This is a genomic window from Photorhabdus aegyptia (assembly GCF_000612035.1).
Taxonomy (GTDB): domain Bacteria; phylum Pseudomonadota; class Gammaproteobacteria; order Enterobacterales; family Enterobacteriaceae; genus Photorhabdus; species Photorhabdus akhurstii.
On the sequence record NZ_JFGV01000001.1, the window covers coordinates 60577 to 78707 of the forward strand.

Genomic DNA, 18131 nt, shown 5'->3' on the forward strand with positions numbered 1-18131 from the left:
CCTAAAATAGTTATGTCTTGCGAAGCAGAATTAATCTGGGACGACAAAAAGTAGGCTGATGCGTGTTCATCAGTTGCTTTTTTCTATCAGTTTACATAGATTTTAGAACCTCCGTGTTCTACTCATCATTGGCCCGATTATGACCGCAAACGCGCAGCAACTGCAATTTATTAAAGACAGCATTGAAACGATTCCTGATTACCCGAAACCAGGGATTCTTTTTCGTGATATTACTACTTTATTGGATAACCCTCTTGCCTACCAAATGACAATTGATCTTCTGGTAGCGCGATATCAGGACAAAGGCATTACAAAAGTTGTTGGCACAGAAGCTCGCGGTTTTCTGTTTGGCGCTCCGGTTGCGTTACGTCTTGGTGTTGGTTTTGTTCCTGTTCGTAAAGCGGGCAAACTACCTCGGGAAACATTGAGTGAAACGTACGATCTAGAGTATGGCGCTGATAAGTTGGAAATGCATAAAGATAGCGTAAAAGAAAACGATAAGGTGTTGGTTATTGATGATTTGCTGGCAACGGGGGGAACGGTTGAAGCCACTGTTCGTTTAATCCGTCGCTTAGGCGGTGAAGTTTTTGAAGCGGCCTTTATTATTGGTTTGCTTGGTTTAGGCGGTGCTGAGCGTCTGCAAAAACAAGGTGTAAGTAGTTTTACTCTACTTGAATTCCCAGATCATTAATCTACTTATTTTCGTATTACTAACATATCGGCCTCGCTGTCTGTAGTGAGGCTGTGTTAGCATGGTACCCAACTGTATTCGATTTTCCCGGTATCAATGAGCTATCAGGTACTTGCCCGTAAGTGGCGCCCACAAATATTTTCTGATGTCATTGGTCAGGAATATATCCTGACTGCGTTGGCTAATGGTCTTGCCCACGGTCGGCTTCATCACGCCTACTTATTTTCTGGCACGAGAGGTGTCGGGAAAACAACGATCGCCCGTTTGTTTGCCAAAGGGCTAAATTGTGAAACGGGTATTACTGATGAGCCTTGTGGTAAATGTGTTAATTGCCTTGAAATTGAACAGGGGCGATTTGTCGATTTAATTGAAATTGATGCGGCTTCCCGTACCAAAGTCGAAGACACGCGTGAATTGCTAGATAACGTGCAATATGCTCCGGCTCGTGGGCGTTTTAAAGTCTACCTGATTGATGAAGTGCATATGCTTTCCCGCCACAGCTTCAATGCGTTATTGAAAACGTTGGAAGAGCCGCCTGAGCATGTGAAATTTCTACTGGCAACGACTGATCCGCAAAAATTGCCAGTGACCATTCTTTCCCGTTGCTTGCAGTTCCATCTCAAATCGCTGGATATTGGTCAAATAAGCGATCAGCTTGAACGTATTCTTAAAGCTGAACATATAGAGAGTGACAGCCGTGCTCGTCAGCTATTGGCTCGCGCTGCTGATGGCAGCATGCGTGATGCGTTGAGTCTAACAGATCAGGCTATTGCTATCGGGCAGGGCCAGGTAACAGCCGAAATAGTTAGCTTGATGCTAGGAACATTAGATGATGAGCAACCGTTATCAATTATTGAAGCATTGATTCGAGCTGATGGTCAGCAGGTTATGGCATTGGTGGAACAAGTTGCTTCACGTGGTGCTGACTGGGAAGATTTGTTGGTAGAGATCCTTTCATTGCTACATCGGATTGCAATGCTCCAACTATTACCTTCCCAACCAGAGATCGTTTCTTCATCGATTGAAGGTCGTTTGCGCATATTGGCAAAAGCTATTTCACCGGAAGATTTGCAACTTTATTATCAAACTTTGCTGATTGGTCGTAGGGACTTGCCGTATGCACCGGAGCGCAGGATGGGGGTTGAAATGGCTCTGTTCAGAGCTTTGGCATTTCATCCCAAAAAAGTTATTGAAGAGGTTGCTGCGCCGGTGGTAAATCCTGCGGTTATACCATCAGTTACAACACCAGTTACAGCACAGCCGAAACATAAACAGAGTGATCAGGGGGATGTGCCACCTGCTAATGATATTAATGAACCGGCACAATTGGATAGAACTTCTCCGTCGCAACCTCAGATACCTCAGGCGCTTTCATCAAGCCCAACCGCGCAGTTGCTGAAAGCAAGGAGTGTGTTATCCCGACAACAAGAGCAAGCGCCAGCAAAAAAGCCTGAATCGGCTACGTCGGTTAAGATGAAGTCAGCAACTTCAACACTGGAACGGCTTGCCGTAGTGTCAGGGCAGCGACCTCAGTCATCAATAGATAAAAAACAGGAAAACAAACCTGAGAAAAAAGAAGCTTACCGTTGGCGTGCCAAGAATATTGAGGAGAAAACAGAAACTCATGTGGCTACACCAAAGGCTTTAAGAACAGCTTTGGAACATGAGAAAACACCGGAGCTGGCAGAGAAATTAGCGGAAGAATCTAAACAGAGAGATGAATGGGCCGCAGAAGTTGGTAAACTTAAAATTCCTAAACTGGTGCAACAATTGGCATTAAATGCGTTCAAAGAGCAGATTAGTGCAAATAATATCCGTTTACACCTACGTTCGAGCCAGCGTCACCTTAATTCCGCTTTCGCACAAAAATCATTAGCGGGGGCTTTGAGCGAGTTGTATGGCGCAACGGTTGAATTCAGCATTATTGAAGATGATAATCCTGCGGAGAAAACTCCACTGGAGTGGCGACAAGCCATTTATGAAGAGAAATTGGCACAAGCTCGCCAATCAATTATTGCGGATAAAACTATTCAAACATTGCGGCAGGTATTTGATGCTGAATTGGATGAAGAGAGTATCCGACCGGTTTAACCATGCTGCAATCTGTACCTTGTTGTACGATGTAGCCATAGCGAAGAGAGAAATCTATGTTTGGTAAAGGTGGTTTGGGCAATTTGATGAAACAGGCCCAGCAAATGCAGGACAAAATGCAGAAAATGCAAGAAGAGATCGCCAATCTGGAAGTGACGGGTGAATCGGGTGCAGGTCTGGTTAAAGTGACTATCAATGGTGCCCATAATTGCCGTCGTGTTGAGATCGATCCAAGCCTGATGGAAGATGACAAAGAGATGCTGGAGGACCTGATTGCTGCTGCATTCAACGACGCAGCTCGTCGTATTGAAGAGACTCAGAAAGAGAAAATGGCAAGTGTTTCCAGTGGGATGCAACTGCCGCCAGGCTTTAAGATGCCATTCTGATGCAAACCAGTCCTCTCCTTGAATCCTTGATGGAAGCATTACGCTGTTTACCAGGGGTTGGCCCTAAATCTGGGCAGCGGATGGCTTTTCATCTGCTACAGCGCGATCGCAGTGGTGGAATGCGTTTGGCTCAGGCATTGACCAGAGCGATGTCAGAAATTGGACACTGCAAATATTGCCGGACTTTTACCGAGCAGGAACAGTGCACGATTTGTGCTAATCCACGCCGTCAACAAAATGGTCAAATCTGTGTGGTTGAAAGCCCTGCGGATATTCATGCTATTGAACAAACTGGGCAGTTTGCCGGGCGTTACTTTGTATTGATGGGGCATTTATCCCCATTAGATGGTATTGGCCCAATGGATATTGGTTTAGATCGTCTTGAGGATCGGCTCGCCACTGAAGAGATTTCAGAGGTGATTCTGGCGACTAATCCGACAGTAGAGGGAGAGGCCACTGCCAATTATATCGCAGAGATATGCGTTCAATACGGTGTAACAGCAAGTCGTATTGCTCATGGCGTACCAGTTGGTGGTGAACTTGAGATGGTAGATGGTACAACATTGTCTCATTCAATTGCCGGGCGGCAGAAGATTACTTATTGATTTTCTGTTAGTGCCTTACGGTTTTGACCGAATAGTGTTGTAACCAGATTAGAGCAAATCGTAAAGGTTTTGAGGCGCTACATTTATGTGGCGCATGCCTTTTAGTTCATTATTGCTATGATCAAAAGTTACTTCATAATTCTTTTGGATAATCAAACTTGAAATTCAACTTATTTATCCCCATCTGCATATCATCGTCTGATTTTGTCTGTCTGAACTGGATTTAGATTGAGGTAATAAATGAGTATGAAAGGTCAGGAAACCCGTGGATTTCAGTCTGAAGTAAAACAACTTCTGCAATTAATGATCCATTCACTCTATTCCAATAAAGAGATTTTCCTTCGTGAGCTAATCTCAAACGCTTCCGATGCTGCTGACAAATTACGTTTCCGCGCATTATCTGTTCCAGAACTTTATGAAAATGATGGTGAACTACGCGTTCGTCTTTCTTTTGATAAAGAAAAGAGAAGCATCACGATCAGTGATAATGGCATTGGAATGACTCGTGATGAAGTTATCGATAACCTTGGAACAATCGCTAAATCAGGAACAAAAGCTTTTCTGGAATCTATTGGTTCAGATCAGGCTAAAGACAGCCAGTTAATTGGTCAGTTTGGTGTTGGGTTTTACTCTGCATTTATTGTGTCTGATAAAGTCACTGTACGTACTCGTGCGGCTGGCGCTTCAATTGATCAGGGCGTATTTTGGGAGTCTGCCGGAGAAGGCGATTACACGGTTGCTGATATTGAAAAAGAGACGCGCGGTACAGAGATCACCCTTCATTTACGTGAAGGAGAAGATGAATTCCTGAATGACTGGCGTTTGCGTTCTGTTATTAGTAAATACTCTGACCATATTGCTTTGCCGGTTGAAATTGAAACCAAAAACAAGAGCGAAGAAGAGGGTGAAGAGGATACAGTAACTTGGGAAAAGATTAATAAAGCTCAAGCTTTGTGGACTCGTGGTAAATCTGAAATTACAGATGAAGAGTACAAAGAGTTCTACAAACATATTTCTCATGATTTTTCTGATCCGCTGATCTGGAGCCATAACCGCGTAGAAGGTAAACAGGAATATACTAGCATGCTCTATATTCCGTCTCAGGCTCCGTGGGATATGTGGAACCGTGAGCATAAGCACGGCCTGAAATTGTATGTCCAGCGAGTGTTTATTATGGATGATGCGGAACAGTTTATGCCGAACTATTTACGCTTTGTCCGTGGCCTGATTGACTCCAACGACTTGCCGCTGAATGTTTCCCGTGAAATTTTACAAGATAATTCTATTACCCGTAATTTACGTAATGCATTGACCAAACGTGCATTACAGATGCTGGATAAACTGGCGAAAGATGATGCAGAAAAGTACCAGCAATTCTGGCAACAGTTTGGTCTGGTAATGAAAGAAGGTCCGGCAGAGGATAGTACCAATAAGGAAACTATCGCTAAATTGCTGCGTTTTGCTTCTACTCATAATGATAGCTCGGCACAGACAGTTTCTCTGGAAGAGTATGTTAGCAGGCTGACCGAAGGTCAGGATAAGATCTACTACATCACCGCAGACAGTTACGCTGCGGCGAAAAACAGTCCTCATTTGGAGCTGTTCCGTAAAAAAGGTATTGAAGTTCTGTTGCTGTCAGAGCGCATTGATGAATGGATGATGGGATACCTCACTGATTTTGATGGTAAAAAATTCCAGTCAGTCAGTAAAGCCGATGAGTCCCTGGATAAACTGGCAGATGAAAACAAAGCCGAGCAGGAAGAAATTGAAAAGCAACTGGAACCGTTTGTTGAGCGTGTGAAAACACTGCTTGGTGATCGCGTGAAAGAGGTTAAATTGACTCACCGTCTGACTGATACTCCAGCAATTGTGACAACAAATGCGGATGAAATGAGCACGCAGATGGCGAAATTGTTTGCTGCGGCTGGTCAACAAGTGCCGGATGTTAAGTACAATTTTGAACTGAATCCTGATCATCAGTTGGTAAAACTGGCTGCTGATATCAGTGATGAGGCTCAATTTGCGGATTGGATTGAACTGTTGCTTGATCAGGCATTGTTTGCCGAACGTGGCACATTAGAAGACCCAAATCAGTTTATTCGCCGTATGAATCAGTTGCTATTGTCTGAAAAAGCTTGATTTAACTATATTTCTTGATAACGATTGTAAACCACGCCTCTAATAATAAGATGGGGCGTGGTTTATTTTTACAGAAAAATATCACGAAATCGTTTACCTGTTTCCTTGAGCGAACCCCATGCTAAATGGTATGGTGATTCGTTTTCTGAAAATATAAAAACTAACTAGCAAGGGGATTTACGCAATGCGTATTATTCTGCTGGGCGCTCCGGGCGCCGGTAAAGGGACTCAGGCGCAATTCATCGTGGAGAAATATGGGGTCCCTCAAATTTCTACTGGCGATATGTTGCGTACTGCGGTTAAGGCTGGCACAGAATTGGGTTTAAAAGCGAAAGCGCTGATGGATCATGGTAAGCTGGTTACTGATGAACTGGTTATTGCTTTGGTCAAAGAGCGTATCAAACAAGATGACTGCCGCAATGGTTTCTTGTTGGATGGGTTCCCTCGTACGATTCCCCAAGCTGATGCAATGAAAGAAGCGGGGATTAATGTTGATTATGTCCTGGAATTCGATGTTCCTGATGAACTGATTATTGAACGTATCATTGGGCGCCGTATACATGTGCCATCTGGCCGTGTTTATCACATCAAATTTAATCCGCCGGCAGTGGAGAACAAGGATGATGTGACGGGTGAAGAGTTGACCGTTCGTAAAGACGATAACGAAGATATCGTGCGTAAACGTTTAGTTGAATATCATCAACAGACAGCACCTTTAGTATCCTACTATCAAAAAGAAGCAGAGGCAGATTATACCAAATATTTTAGAATTGATGGTACTCGTAAGGTATCTGAGATTAGTGAAGAATTATCTAAAATTTTGGATTAATCAACCTGAATGATTCTTAGAAGGCGACTAATAAGTCGCCTTATCTTATATTATTTATTTACTGTATCAGGTAAATTAGTCGGTTTTTCCTCATTGTTTTCGTATATAAACATGATTTTCATCTGTACTTTATTATGCTAGGGTTTTCACCAGCGAAACAATTAAGGATCGACATAATGAACAACGGTAAATATGGTGTTTTATTAGTTAATCTTGGTACTCCTGATAAGCCAACAACTGCGGCTATAAGACGTTATTTAGCCGAGTTTCTGAGCGATAAAAGAGTCGTAGACTTATCTCGATTTATCTGGAAGCCAATATTATATGGTTTTGTTTTGCCTTTACGTTCTTCACGTGTAGCAAAGTTATATCAGAAAATTTGGACTGATGAAGGTTCTCCTCTGTTAGTATATGGCCGTCGGCAACAGAAATTACTGGCAGAGAAACTTGCTGACATCCCTGTTGAACTGGGAATGAATTACGGTTCTCCATCTCTTGAGCAAGCGATTGATAACTTACTTAAGCAGAATGTTGAACAATTGATTGTTTTGCCGCTTTATCCCCAATATTCCAGCTCCTCATCTGCGGCGGTATTTGATGGTATCAGTCGGGTATTGCAAAAATATCGCACTATTCCTGGGATTCACTTTATTCGTAATTATGCTGCTCATCCGGCTTATATTTCTGCACTGAAAGAGACTATTGAGCAGAGTTTCGATAAGCATGGTCAACCAGACAGATTATTGCTTTCCTATCATGGCATTCCGCAGCGTTTTGTTGATACGGGTGATATTTATGCTGAGCAGTGTAAATTAACAACACGATTGCTAAAGCAAGCAATTAATTATCCGGCAGAGCAGGTAATAATGGCTTATCAGTCGCGTTTTGGTCGTGAACAATGGTTGACGCCATACATGGATCAAACAGTGAAATCCCTGCCTAATCAGGGAATAAAGCATATTCAGGTGATTTGCCCCGGATTTTCGTCTGATTGTCTGGAAACTTTGGAAGAGATAAAACAGCTAAATAAAGAGATATTTCTTAATGCTGGAGGGGAAAAATTTGAATATATTCCGGCGCTTAACGACAATACTAGTCATATTTTACTCCTTGAAGCGTTGGTTAACGGGTTTGTCAGAAACAGAAATGAATAGTGATAGGATTAATCTATCATTAGGGTTCATTGGCTTTTTAAGGTATATTGCTACAAGGATGCCAGCCTAGTGGAACTGCCATACTTATTTCAGAGTAAATGGGAACTAACCTATAGGCTAGTGGGATGATTTTTTGTATATCAATTAGTAACAGCATATTTGAATTTGGATATAAATAATGAGTAATAAACCGATTAAAAGCACTAATTTCAGTGAAGAATATTTTAATTATTACAACTCAAAACAAGATGATGAAATTGATTTGTTTGAGTTATTCTCTGTTTTATTTCAATCAAAGTTATTGATTATTGCTGTTACTATTCTTTTTGCTGTTATTGGCTTTGCAGCAGCTTCTTTGATGCCACAAAAGTGGAGTAGTTCGGCTTCTGTTGTTAAACCTCAACTTGAAGAGATACAACCACTTAAAGATACCCTGACTAAGTTAGAGGTTTTAAGTTTACAACCATCAATAACTTCGTCGTCGTTGTATAATAATTTTTTAAATAATTTTAATTCACGGGTTTTACGTGAAGAATATCTGATCAATACAGATTATTTTAAAAATCTGATAGCGAAATCAGATGATCATTCACCGCTTGCAAAAAGAAAACTTATTGAAAAGATTGTAAATGATAATATTTCATCTTCTTCAAAAGCGGAGAAAGATGATGAAAATGGTGAAACTAAATTGATTTTCAGTGCTGGAACTGCTGAGGATGCATATAACCTGTTAAATGGCTATATTGACTATGTGTCGTCTGTTGTTCATGAGCAGGTGAAGAGTGAATTAAGTGATATGGTGAAGCAAAAGCTTGCTTACTCTGAAGGTTTATATAGCGTTGATTTAAATCGTGTTAATAATGTACAGGAAGCAAATATTGAGCGATTGAAACATGCATTATCTATTGCTAATTCAGCAGGAATTAAAAAACCTATTTCCAGTGAAGGTGCAATGATCAAAGACGATCCAGATTATTCAATTGCTCTGGGGGCTGATGCATTACAACGTAAGCTGAAAATTACGGAGGATATTAAAGATCCCGCCTCAGTTGATGCTGACTTACGTAACCGTTTGTTCTATATAAAGGCGCTTAAAGCACTTAAAATAGACACAGTTAATTTCCAACCATTCAAATATATGCAGGCTCCTTATGAGCCAACGGCGAAAGATTCACCGAAACGTTTACTTATTTTGGTAGGCAGTGCTTTTATTGGGCTGATCCTAGCTGTGGTGTTTGTTCTGATTCGTCATATGGCACGTAGTCGTCAGAAAGCGGCGTAGTTTTTTTGGCAGCAAATGTCGAATGACATTTGCTGCCTGTTAGTCTTTTGTTGTGCTAATATGCTGCATCTTTTGGCGTCATAGCATCAATCAAAAATGAAATTCCCCGGTAAACGTAAATCAAAACACTATTTTCCCGTTAGTCTGCGTGATCCTTTACTCCAGCCAATTAAAGAGATGATGGATGGTGAGAATAACCGAGCTTATATCGTTGGCATCGATCAGACATTAGTAGATATTGAAGCGAAAGTAGACGAAGATTTTATCCAGCGCTATAACCTCAGCCAAGGGCATTCATTAGTTATTGAAGATGATGTCGCTGAAGCCCTGTATAAAGAACTTACTGATAATAATCTTATTAGCCACGAATTTGCTGGCGGCACTATTGGTAATACCTTACATAATTACTCGGTTCTTGCCGATGATCGTTCTGTCTTACTAGGTACTATGTGCAATAATATTCAGATTGGCAGCTATGCTTACCGCTATTTATGTAACACATCTAGCCGTACTGATCTGAACTACTTACAAGGTGTGAACGGGGCAATTGGGCGCTGTTTTACGCTAGTAACGGAAAATGGTGAGCGAACTTTTGCCATCAGTCCTGGGCAAATGAATCAACTTAAGCCGGAGAGTATTCCTGAGAAGATTATTGCTGAAGCTTCTGCATTGGTGTTAACCGCTTACCTGGTTCGTTGTAAACCGGGAGAACCAATGCCAGAAGCGACCATGAAGGCCATTGAATATGCGAAAAAACATAGTGTGCCTGTCGTTCTGACGTTGGGAACAAAATATGTTATTGCTGATGATCCACAATGGTGGCGTGACTTTTTAGTTGAGAATATTTCTGTTTTGGCAATGAATGAAGATGAGGCTTATGAGCTTACTGGTTGCAGTGATCCGCTATTAGCTTCAGATATGGCGTTGGATTGGGTTGATTTAGTTTTGTGTACCGCTGGTCCGGCTGGACTATATATGGCAGGTTATACGGAAAAAGATTACACGCGTCAGACAACTCACCCATTGTTACCGGGGGCTATTGCTGAATTTAACCGTTATGAATTCAGCCGCGCTATGCGTAAATCTGATTGCCAAATCCCAATGAAAGTTTATTCCCATATTGAACCTTATATGGGGGGGCCGGAAAGAATCATGAATACCAATGGTGCTGGTGATGGTGCTTTATCTGCTTTACTGCATGATATAACGGCTAATAATCACCATAGAATGAATGTGCCTAATTCCAGTAAACATCTCCGTACTTATCTGACATATTCATCACTTGCTCAGGTTTGTAAATATGCTAACAGAGTTAGCTATCAGGTATTGAGTCAGCATTCCCCACGATTAAGTCGTGGCTTACCTGAAAAAGAAGACAGTTTGGAAGAGTCTTATTGGGAGCGATAATTCTGAAATTTCGGCACCGTATAAATTAATACGGTGCCGAAATTTAGGTATAAAATCATTTATTAAGATTATGAATGATAGTTAAAGTTTATTTTATTAAGAATAATGATTTTTTGTTGAATTGATAAAAGAAAAAGTATTTTGTTCTTATTTATATATATGTCTAAATAAATTCACATAATATGTAAAAATATTCTGGAATAGAATATTTATATCATTCAGATAGCAAAAATATGCAAATGAAATTTTCTGTTTATTTTTTTCTTTCAACTTATCCTATTGTTTTATATATGATAATTACGCATGTTAGAGCATTTATAATATAGCTATATATCGCTAAAATTATCAACCAGACTTGTGCTGATTTAATGATTTCTCTAATTTTTCTATTTATTTTATGAGGTAACAGATGGAAGATTAATTTGGACTAAAATCACAATTTTTAAAAATATTGGAACTGATTTTTCAATTGTTGATTTTAATAATTATAATCAAGATGATTGGCTAGAGGATACTCCTTTATTAGTAATATACTGAAATGATATTCTTTATATATTGAAATGATATCGACCATATATAGAAATGATATTAGTTATATATGGATGGGTGCTGCTATATTCTAGAAATAGCCCCTAGGCTGATACGGAGTTTCATATTTTTTTGTATAGTATTGATATGTGAGTTAGTGTTTTCTAATGCTAATTCCGATAGCGAAATTTTATCGATGATTGATAACTTAGAAGGATCATTTAGCGAAATACTTTTTGTTTACTGTAATTATTTGATTTTGTGGCCTATATTAGGACAGATTTTTTGTATCTTTTATTATTGAATTGGAGTTATTGAGACTACTAACATTTGAAGAAAATACGCAGCTAATAGCTATTAAATGAAAGTCATAGTATTTAATGACTATAACTTATTATTGCTAATTTAAAGAAATGGAGGAACGTGATGAAATTTTTTATTAAAAATTTCCTATTATATTTCAAGTAATTAATTATTATCTATAACAGCCATTGAGGATACTATGAATAGTTACTACGATTATATAAGAATTGCCAGTATGGTGAGTATGGTCTTAATTATGCCGGGACCAACCAATACTCTTTTGGTATCGTCTGGATATTCACATGGTTTTATTAGTACACTCAGGCTGATATTAGCTGAGGCACTGGGTTATATAACAGCAATTAGTTTGTGGGGGTTATTTTTATCTACTGTCTCTCATGCTTTCGTATGGTCATTAGTTATCTTAAAGATGTGTGCTTCGACATACATTGCTTATTTGGCTTTTAAAGTTTGGCATTTCTCATTAGACAAGAATGCGGCGAAAATCAACTTTATCACGGTATTATTTGCCACATTGCTGAATCCTAAGGCTTTTGTGTTTGCTACATATATATTTCCTCTTACTGCATTTACTTTGTGGTCAGAATACATTCCATGTATGGCGGTTTTTGTTTGCGCGTTATTGCCTGTTTCTTTAATTTGGGTGGGGGTTGGGAAAATGCTATATGCAGGAAAGCTGGTAAAAGGGAGTTTAAAACCCGATCTGTTTTATCGTCTTGCTTCTGTAGTGTTATGTGTTTTCTCTGTTTCAATGTTTTACACGTCAATGAAAGGTGTTTTATATCTTTGACGTAATGAAATATTTGATATTACGACTTTCCGATTGATTTTTGCTGTACAGAATTGAGTAGATCGATACTGTAACTGAAAGCTTTGTTTCCTCTGAGCCGTTCTTATCGCTGGTACTTAAAGTGATAAGAACGGCTCATATGGTTCACTATAGAATAGAAGAAAAAACCTACTCGGTAACGAATAGGGAATTATGCCATCAACAGTCGCGTCTTCTTAGATTAATGGCGAAAAGGGCGACGCAGGGGGAGGCTCAGTCGGATAGCCTTGCTCACTATTGGCTAATACACTTGCCATTGTTTTGGCAATTTCACGCTCGCCAATAATAACGTGGCTAGCCCCACGCTCCGTGATATAGGTAACTTCATCGTCATAGTCAGCTCGGACAATGATATTAATATCTGGGCGTGCTTCTCTTGCACTAGCGACAATCTCACCTGCTTCATAGCCATTGGGAATGGTCAGTAGAAGGGAGCAGGCGCAATCCAAGCGAGCCAGTGACATAATATCTTTGCTGGCGGCGTTGCCCATGACGGCACTGATACCTTGTTCACCGAGTTCCTCAAATTTGGCTCTGGTGTTTTCAATAACAACCAGAGGGATCTCTTTTTCCTGCAAGCGTTGGCATAGCAAGCTGCCGATACGTCCGTAGCCGACAACGATAGTGTGACCGCAGATATCGACAGGAATTTGCGTCTCTTCCTCCAGCGTTTCTTCCAGCAACTGTTCCTCAATAGTTTCTGTTTTTTCCAGATAGCGATCCAACAGGCTAAATAGAACTGGGTTTAGCATGATAGAAACAATCGCGCCAGCTAGAACAAGGTTACGGGCATTTGCATCCAGTAAGCCAAGTGCGACCCCAAGACCAGCCAGAATAAAGGCAAATTCACCGATTTGTGCCAGACTGACTGAAATTGTCAACGCAGTCCGGCGTGAGTGGCCGAACATCTTTACGAGTAACATTGCAGCAGCGGACTTACCAATAATAATGATTGCTAACGTTGCCAATATAGATAGTGGCTGTTGAATGAGGACCATTGGATCGAACAGCATGCCAACAGAAACGAAGAACAATACGGCGAAAGCATCTCTGAGTGGCAGCGTATCCTGGGCGGCACGGTGGCTTAGTTCTGATTCGTTTAATACCATACCGGCGAAGAACGCCCCTAGTGCGAATGAAGCATCAAACAGAGCAACGGCGCCGTAAGCGATACCCAAGGCGATAACCAACACGGCAAGGGTAAACAGTTCCCTGGAGCCAGTACTGGCGGTTTTTGCCAGTACCCACGGAATTAGACGACGGCCAACAACAATCATCAGCAGGATAAACGCGATAACTTTGCCGACGGTCATGGCGAGTTCGATAACTAACTGCCCAATATCGGCTTCTTTATTACCAAGAATACCGGCAGCCGCAGGCAGTAATACCAGAGTCAGCACCATCGCCAGATCTTCGACAATCAGCCAGCCAATAGCTATTTGACCTCGTTGGCTATCGATCAGTTGGCGCTCTTCTAGCGCTCGTAACAGAACAACGGTACTGGCGGTTGATAGACAGAGACCAAAGACGATACCGCTAAATAATTCCCACCCCAGTATTGCTGATAATCCTACTCCGAGTAATGTCGCGACCAATATTTGCGCAATCGCTCCGGGGATAGCAATGGATTTTACAGCGAGTAGATCTTTGAGTGAAAAATGCAGTCCAACACCAAACATCAATAAGATGACACCAATTTCTGCCAATTCTGGGGCCAGTGATGCATCAGCGACAAAACCAGGAGTGAAAGGACCAGCGAGTACTCCCGCAGTAAGATAACCAACCAGCGGTGAGATTTTCAGGCGTTGTGCCAGCATACCGAGCAGATAAGCGATAAAGAACCCGCCAACGATAGTGGTGATAAGTGGTGTCGAGTGCTCCATTAAGACTCCTTCGTGCTGAGGCTAGTAAATAGCATAGTGAAGAGGTAGGTGTAACTGTATTTTATAGATAATTCGAGGTAAATTCGCTAAAAAAATGAATAAAACATCAAAAAATATGGATTGAAAGGATTAAATTACCCGTAACAGGGATTTGTGTTGTTCTATTTGAATATTTATAAGGTAAATAAGCACTATTCCCACATAAAAAGTAAATTTTATGTGGGGTTGGATGGTGATTTTTCTAGTTCTTATCTTCTATATTAGGTAATAAAGCGGTAAATATGCCAAGTAATGGCAGAAAAGCACAAATCTGATAAACCAGTTCAATACTTGTTCTGTCTGCAATATCACCAAGTACCGCTGCGCCAATACCTCCCATACCAAAAGCTAGCCCAAAAAACAGGCCGGATACCATCCCGGTTTTACCTGGAATAAGTTCCTGAGCGTATACCAGGATTGCAGAGAACGCAGATGCTAGAATCACACCAATAATCACTGATAGAATACTTGTCCAGTATAGAGAAGCGTAAGGCAGAACTAAGGTAAAAGGTGCAACTCCTAGGATAGATATCCAGATAACATACTTTCGGCCGATCCTGTCGCCAATTGGTCCACCAATAATGGTTCCTGCTGCAACTGCGAATAAAAAAATAAACAGATGAAATTGGGCGTTTTGTACGGAAATGCCAAATTTGTGTATTAAGTAAAAAGTATAATAGCTACTGATACTGGTGAGATAAAAATATTTGGAAAATATTAAAATTAGCAAAATAACCAAGGAACCTATCACGGTTTTTCTTGATAAAACTTTGACGGCGAGGTCAGCTTTAGTTTGATTTTTCTTGATGTAATTCTGAGCCTTATACCATTTACTGATCTGTAGCAGCACGATGATACCGAGTAATGCTGCCAGAGTGAACCAGCCAACGTTGCCTCTGCCATAGGGAGCAATAAACACAGCAGCTAGCAAAGGCCCAAGGGAACTGCCGAAATTACCGCCGACTTGGAAAAGAGATTGAGCTAATCCGTGTCGACCACCGGATGCCATACGTGCTACGCGCGACGATTCCGGGTGGAATACCGAAGAGCCTGTACCAATTAATGCAGATGCTAATAGAATTAACGAGAAATTGTTGGCGTAGGCCAGCAGTAATAGACCGGATAAAGTGAAACTCATTCCAACAGGTAATGAATAGGGCTGTGGATGTTTATCAGTATAGAGACCTACCAGTGGCTGTAATAAAGAGGCGGTAATCTGATAGGTCAGTGTGATCATACCGATTTGCACAAAACTTAAGTTGAATTCTAATTGTAGTAAAGGATAAATCGCTAGAATCAGCGATTGGATCATATCGTTCAATAAGTGTGAAACACTGATTGCACCAAGAATAGTGAAAACGGTATTCCTGGTTTTTCTTGTGGGAGATGGGGCTATAGTAGTATTGCTCTGTTCACTCATATTCGCTGCCAACCTGTCTTAATCAGTAATCAGTAATCAGTATATTGGTTATTTGTTGAATTTTAATACATATTAGGTAGAGAGTTGATTTTTTACTATTTTGGGTATAGTTTTATGGTACTCCCGCGAAGACGAAGCAAAACATGTTCTAATAACTGCATAACATACATAACCTATCTCAAGAAATGATCAATTTATCCCGCCTTGTTAGCTTTTGAAGCTGTTTTTGCATGGCAATTCACTAAAAAAAACATGGAGATATACCATGAAACTCTCGTTCAAGACCTCAGCTTGCGCTTTGGTTGTATCTATAGCATTACTTCCAGCAATCGCAAGTGCGTGGGAGAAGGACAAAACCTATGACATTACCATTTTGCACACCAATGACCATCATGGGCATTTTTGGCATAACGATTATGGCGAGTATGGTTTAGCCGCTCAAAAAACGGTAGTTGATGAAATCCGCCAAGAGGTCGTGAAAAAAGGTGGTAGTGTGTTGCTACTTTCCGGCGGAGATATTAATACCGGTGTACCAGAATCTGATTTGCAAGATGCCGAACCTGATTTTAAGGGCATGAATTTGGTGGGCTATGATGCAATGGCGTTGGGGAACCATGAGTTTGATAATCCTTTGTCAATACTACGTCAACAGGAAAAATGGGCAAATTTTCCATTTCTGGCTGCCAATATTTACCAAGCAAGCACCGGCAAACGTTTGTTCAAGCCTTATACCATTTTCGATAAACAGGGTGTGAAAATTGCCGTTATTGGTCTGACAACTGATGATACGGCGAAAATCGGTAACCCGGCTAATTTTCCTGATGTTGAATTTCGTGTTCCTGCGACAGAAGCCAAAATGGTGGTTGAAGAACTTAAGAGAGATGAAAAGCCAGATGTGATTATTGCCACCACCCATATGGGGCACTATGACAACGGTAATCATGGTTCTAATGCGCCGGGTGATGTTGAAATGGCGCGTAGTTTGCCTGCGGGCTATCTGGATATGATTGTCGGTGGTCATTCACAAGATCCGGTCTGTATGTCTGCGGAAAATAAAAATTATAAACAGATCGATTATGTGCCAGGAACGCCATGTTCGCCGGATCGTCAGAACGGTACTTGGATTGTCCAGGCTCATGAGTGGGGTAAATATGTTGGTCGAGCTGATTTTCAATTCCGTAATGGTGAATTGACGCTGACTCACTATCAGTTGATCCCTATTAACCTCAAAAAGAAAGTGCAGAAAGCGGACGGTTCTACTGAACGTGCTTACTACACTCATGAAATTGCACAAAACCAGGATATGTTAAAGTTGTTGATGCCTTATCAGGATAAAGGTGATAAACAGCTTGGTGTAAAAGTGGGTTCTATTGAGGGTAAATTGGAAGGGGATCGCAGCAAAGTTCGTTTTGTTCAGACTAATATGGCTCATGTTGCTCTTTCTGCCATGATGGAACGCGCGGATGCTGATTTTGCGATTATGAGTGGTGGTGGTATTCGCGATTCGATTGAATCAGGTGATATCACTTATAAAGATGTGTTGAAAGTGCATCCATTTGCCAACTCATTGGTTTACGTTGATATGAAAGGCAGCGAAATTGAACCATATCTGGCAGTGATTGCTAATATGAAAGTTGATTCTGGTGCTTACGCACAGTTTGTGAATGTTAGCCTGATTGCTGATGGTAAAGGCGTTAAAGAGGTAAAAATCGGTGGAAAGCCACTAGAGCCGAATAAAACTTACCGCATGGCAATGCTTGACTTTAATGCTATCGGTGGTGATGGCTATCCACGAGTTGATAATTATCTAACCTATGTCAACACCGGTTTTGTTGATGCAGAAGTTTTGAAAGACTATATCGAGAAGCATTCACCATTGAAAGCGGCTGATTATGAGCCAAAGGGTGAAATTATTTATCAATAATCCCTGACAGAATGATAAATCGAAAGGGCTGCAATCTTGGCAGCCCTTTTTGGGTAATAATTTAAACTCTTGCAATATCAGCGAAGGTGCCTTTCGCTAACCTACAGAGATCAGATGGCGCTAATTCAATATCTAACCCTCGTTTGCCACCAGAGACAAAGATAGTAGGGAACTGTTGCGCCTGATTATCAATAACCGTTGGCAAGAGTTTTTTCTGTCCCAGCGGACTGATCCCGCCGACGAGATATCCTGTCACTTTCTGGGCGATTTGCGGATCAGCCATCTCGGCTCTTTTGACTTTAAAAACTTTGGCGACCTTTTTTAAATCTAGTTCACTTGAAACGGGGGTGACCGCTACTACCAAATTTTTAGCCTCACCATTAAGTGCAACCAGCAAAGTTTTGAAGACTTGCCTGGCATTGAGTCTTAATTTCCTCACTGCTTCATCACCAAAGTTATGCTCATTTGCGTCGTGTTCGTAGGTATGAAGAGTAAAGCTAACTTTCTGTTTCTCTAGTAAAATGATCGCAGGTGTCATGATTTCATTACATAGGATGATTTTGTAAATTAAAGATAATGGATGAAATGGAATGATGGAAT

At 40.9% G+C, this 18131-nt stretch carries 14 protein-coding genes; 11 read left to right on the forward strand and 3 right to left on the reverse strand.

Annotated features, from left to right (window positions below; genetic code table 11):
- Positions 1-139 precede the first annotated feature (139 nt).
- The 10 genes from apt (at position 140) to BA1DRAFT_RS00340 (ending at position 12226) form a co-directional block, all read left to right on the forward strand.
- Positions 140-691, forward strand: coding sequence for an adenine phosphoribosyltransferase (apt, locus tag BA1DRAFT_RS00295; protein ID WP_036775164.1), 552 nt, complete (start codon positions 140-142; stop codon positions 689-691).
- 96 nt (positions 692-787) lie between these two features.
- The gene (gene dnaX, locus BA1DRAFT_RS00300) at positions 788-2782 is read left to right on the forward strand and encodes a DNA polymerase III subunit gamma/tau (RefSeq protein WP_036775167.1); all 1995 of its coding nucleotides are present in this window, start codon (positions 788-790) and stop codon (positions 2780-2782) included.
- Between the two features lie 56 nt (positions 2783-2838).
- The gene (locus BA1DRAFT_RS00305; RefSeq protein ID WP_021323842.1) at positions 2839-3168 is read left to right on the forward strand and encodes a YbaB/EbfC family nucleoid-associated protein; all 330 of its coding nucleotides are present in this window, start codon (positions 2839-2841) and stop codon (positions 3166-3168) included.
- Positions 3168-3773, forward strand: a complete 606-nt coding sequence (gene recR / locus BA1DRAFT_RS00310; protein WP_036775169.1) for a recombination mediator RecR — start codon at positions 3168-3170, stop codon at positions 3771-3773. The genes BA1DRAFT_RS00305 and recR overlap by 1 nt, the downstream gene beginning before the upstream one ends.
- Before the next feature lie 246 nt (positions 3774-4019).
- The gene (gene htpG / locus BA1DRAFT_RS00315; protein ID WP_181147765.1) at positions 4020-5912 is read left to right on the forward strand and encodes a molecular chaperone HtpG; all 1893 of its coding nucleotides are present in this window, start codon (positions 4020-4022) and stop codon (positions 5910-5912) included.
- 184 nt (positions 5913-6096) lie between these two features.
- Complete coding sequence (gene adk, locus BA1DRAFT_RS00320) at positions 6097-6741, forward strand: adenylate kinase (protein ID WP_036775173.1); 645 nt, start codon at positions 6097-6099, stop codon at positions 6739-6741.
- Between the two features lie 176 nt (positions 6742-6917).
- On the forward strand, positions 6918-7895 hold the full coding sequence (gene hemH / locus BA1DRAFT_RS00325) for a ferrochelatase (RefSeq protein WP_036775176.1): 978 nt from the start codon (positions 6918-6920) through the stop codon (positions 7893-7895).
- Positions 7896-8073: 178 nt separating this feature from the next.
- Positions 8074-9177 (forward strand): LPS O-antigen length regulator Wzz(fepE), encoded by a 1104-nt coding sequence (gene wzz(fepE), locus BA1DRAFT_RS00330; RefSeq protein ID WP_036775178.1) that lies wholly within the window; start codon positions 8074-8076, stop codon positions 9175-9177.
- A gap of 96 nt (positions 9178-9273) precedes the next feature.
- A complete protein-coding gene (locus tag BA1DRAFT_RS00335; RefSeq protein ID WP_036775180.1) occupies positions 9274-10584 on the forward strand; it encodes an inosine/guanosine kinase in 1311 nt (436 codons plus the stop codon).
- A 1030-nt stretch (positions 10585-11614) separates the two neighbouring features.
- Entirely contained in the window at positions 11615-12226 is a 612-nt protein-coding gene (locus BA1DRAFT_RS00340; RefSeq protein ID WP_036775182.1) for a LysE family translocator, read from the forward strand.
- A 215-nt stretch (positions 12227-12441) separates the two neighbouring features.
- On the opposite strand, the gene ybaL is transcribed toward BA1DRAFT_RS00340, so the two are convergent.
- Positions 12442-14148, reverse strand: a complete 1707-nt coding sequence (ybaL, locus tag BA1DRAFT_RS00345) for a YbaL family putative K(+) efflux transporter (protein ID WP_036775184.1) — start codon at positions 14146-14148, stop codon at positions 12442-12444.
- 241 nt (positions 14149-14389) lie between these two features.
- Complete coding sequence (locus tag BA1DRAFT_RS00350) at positions 14390-15607, reverse strand: MFS transporter (RefSeq protein WP_036775186.1); 1218 nt, start codon at positions 15605-15607, stop codon at positions 14390-14392.
- Positions 15608-15872: 265 nt separating this feature from the next.
- On the opposite strand from BA1DRAFT_RS00350, the gene ushA reads away from it, so the two are divergent.
- On the forward strand, positions 15873-17531 hold the full coding sequence (gene ushA, locus BA1DRAFT_RS00355) for a bifunctional UDP-sugar hydrolase/5'-nucleotidase UshA (protein ID WP_036775187.1): 1659 nt from the start codon (positions 15873-15875) through the stop codon (positions 17529-17531).
- 61 nt (positions 17532-17592) lie between these two features.
- Here the strand turns inward: ushA and ybaK are convergent, their stop codons facing one another.
- A complete protein-coding gene (ybaK, locus tag BA1DRAFT_RS00360) occupies positions 17593-18069 on the reverse strand; it encodes a Cys-tRNA(Pro)/Cys-tRNA(Cys) deacylase YbaK (RefSeq protein WP_036775189.1) in 477 nt (158 codons plus the stop codon).
- Positions 18070-18131 lie beyond the last annotated feature (62 nt).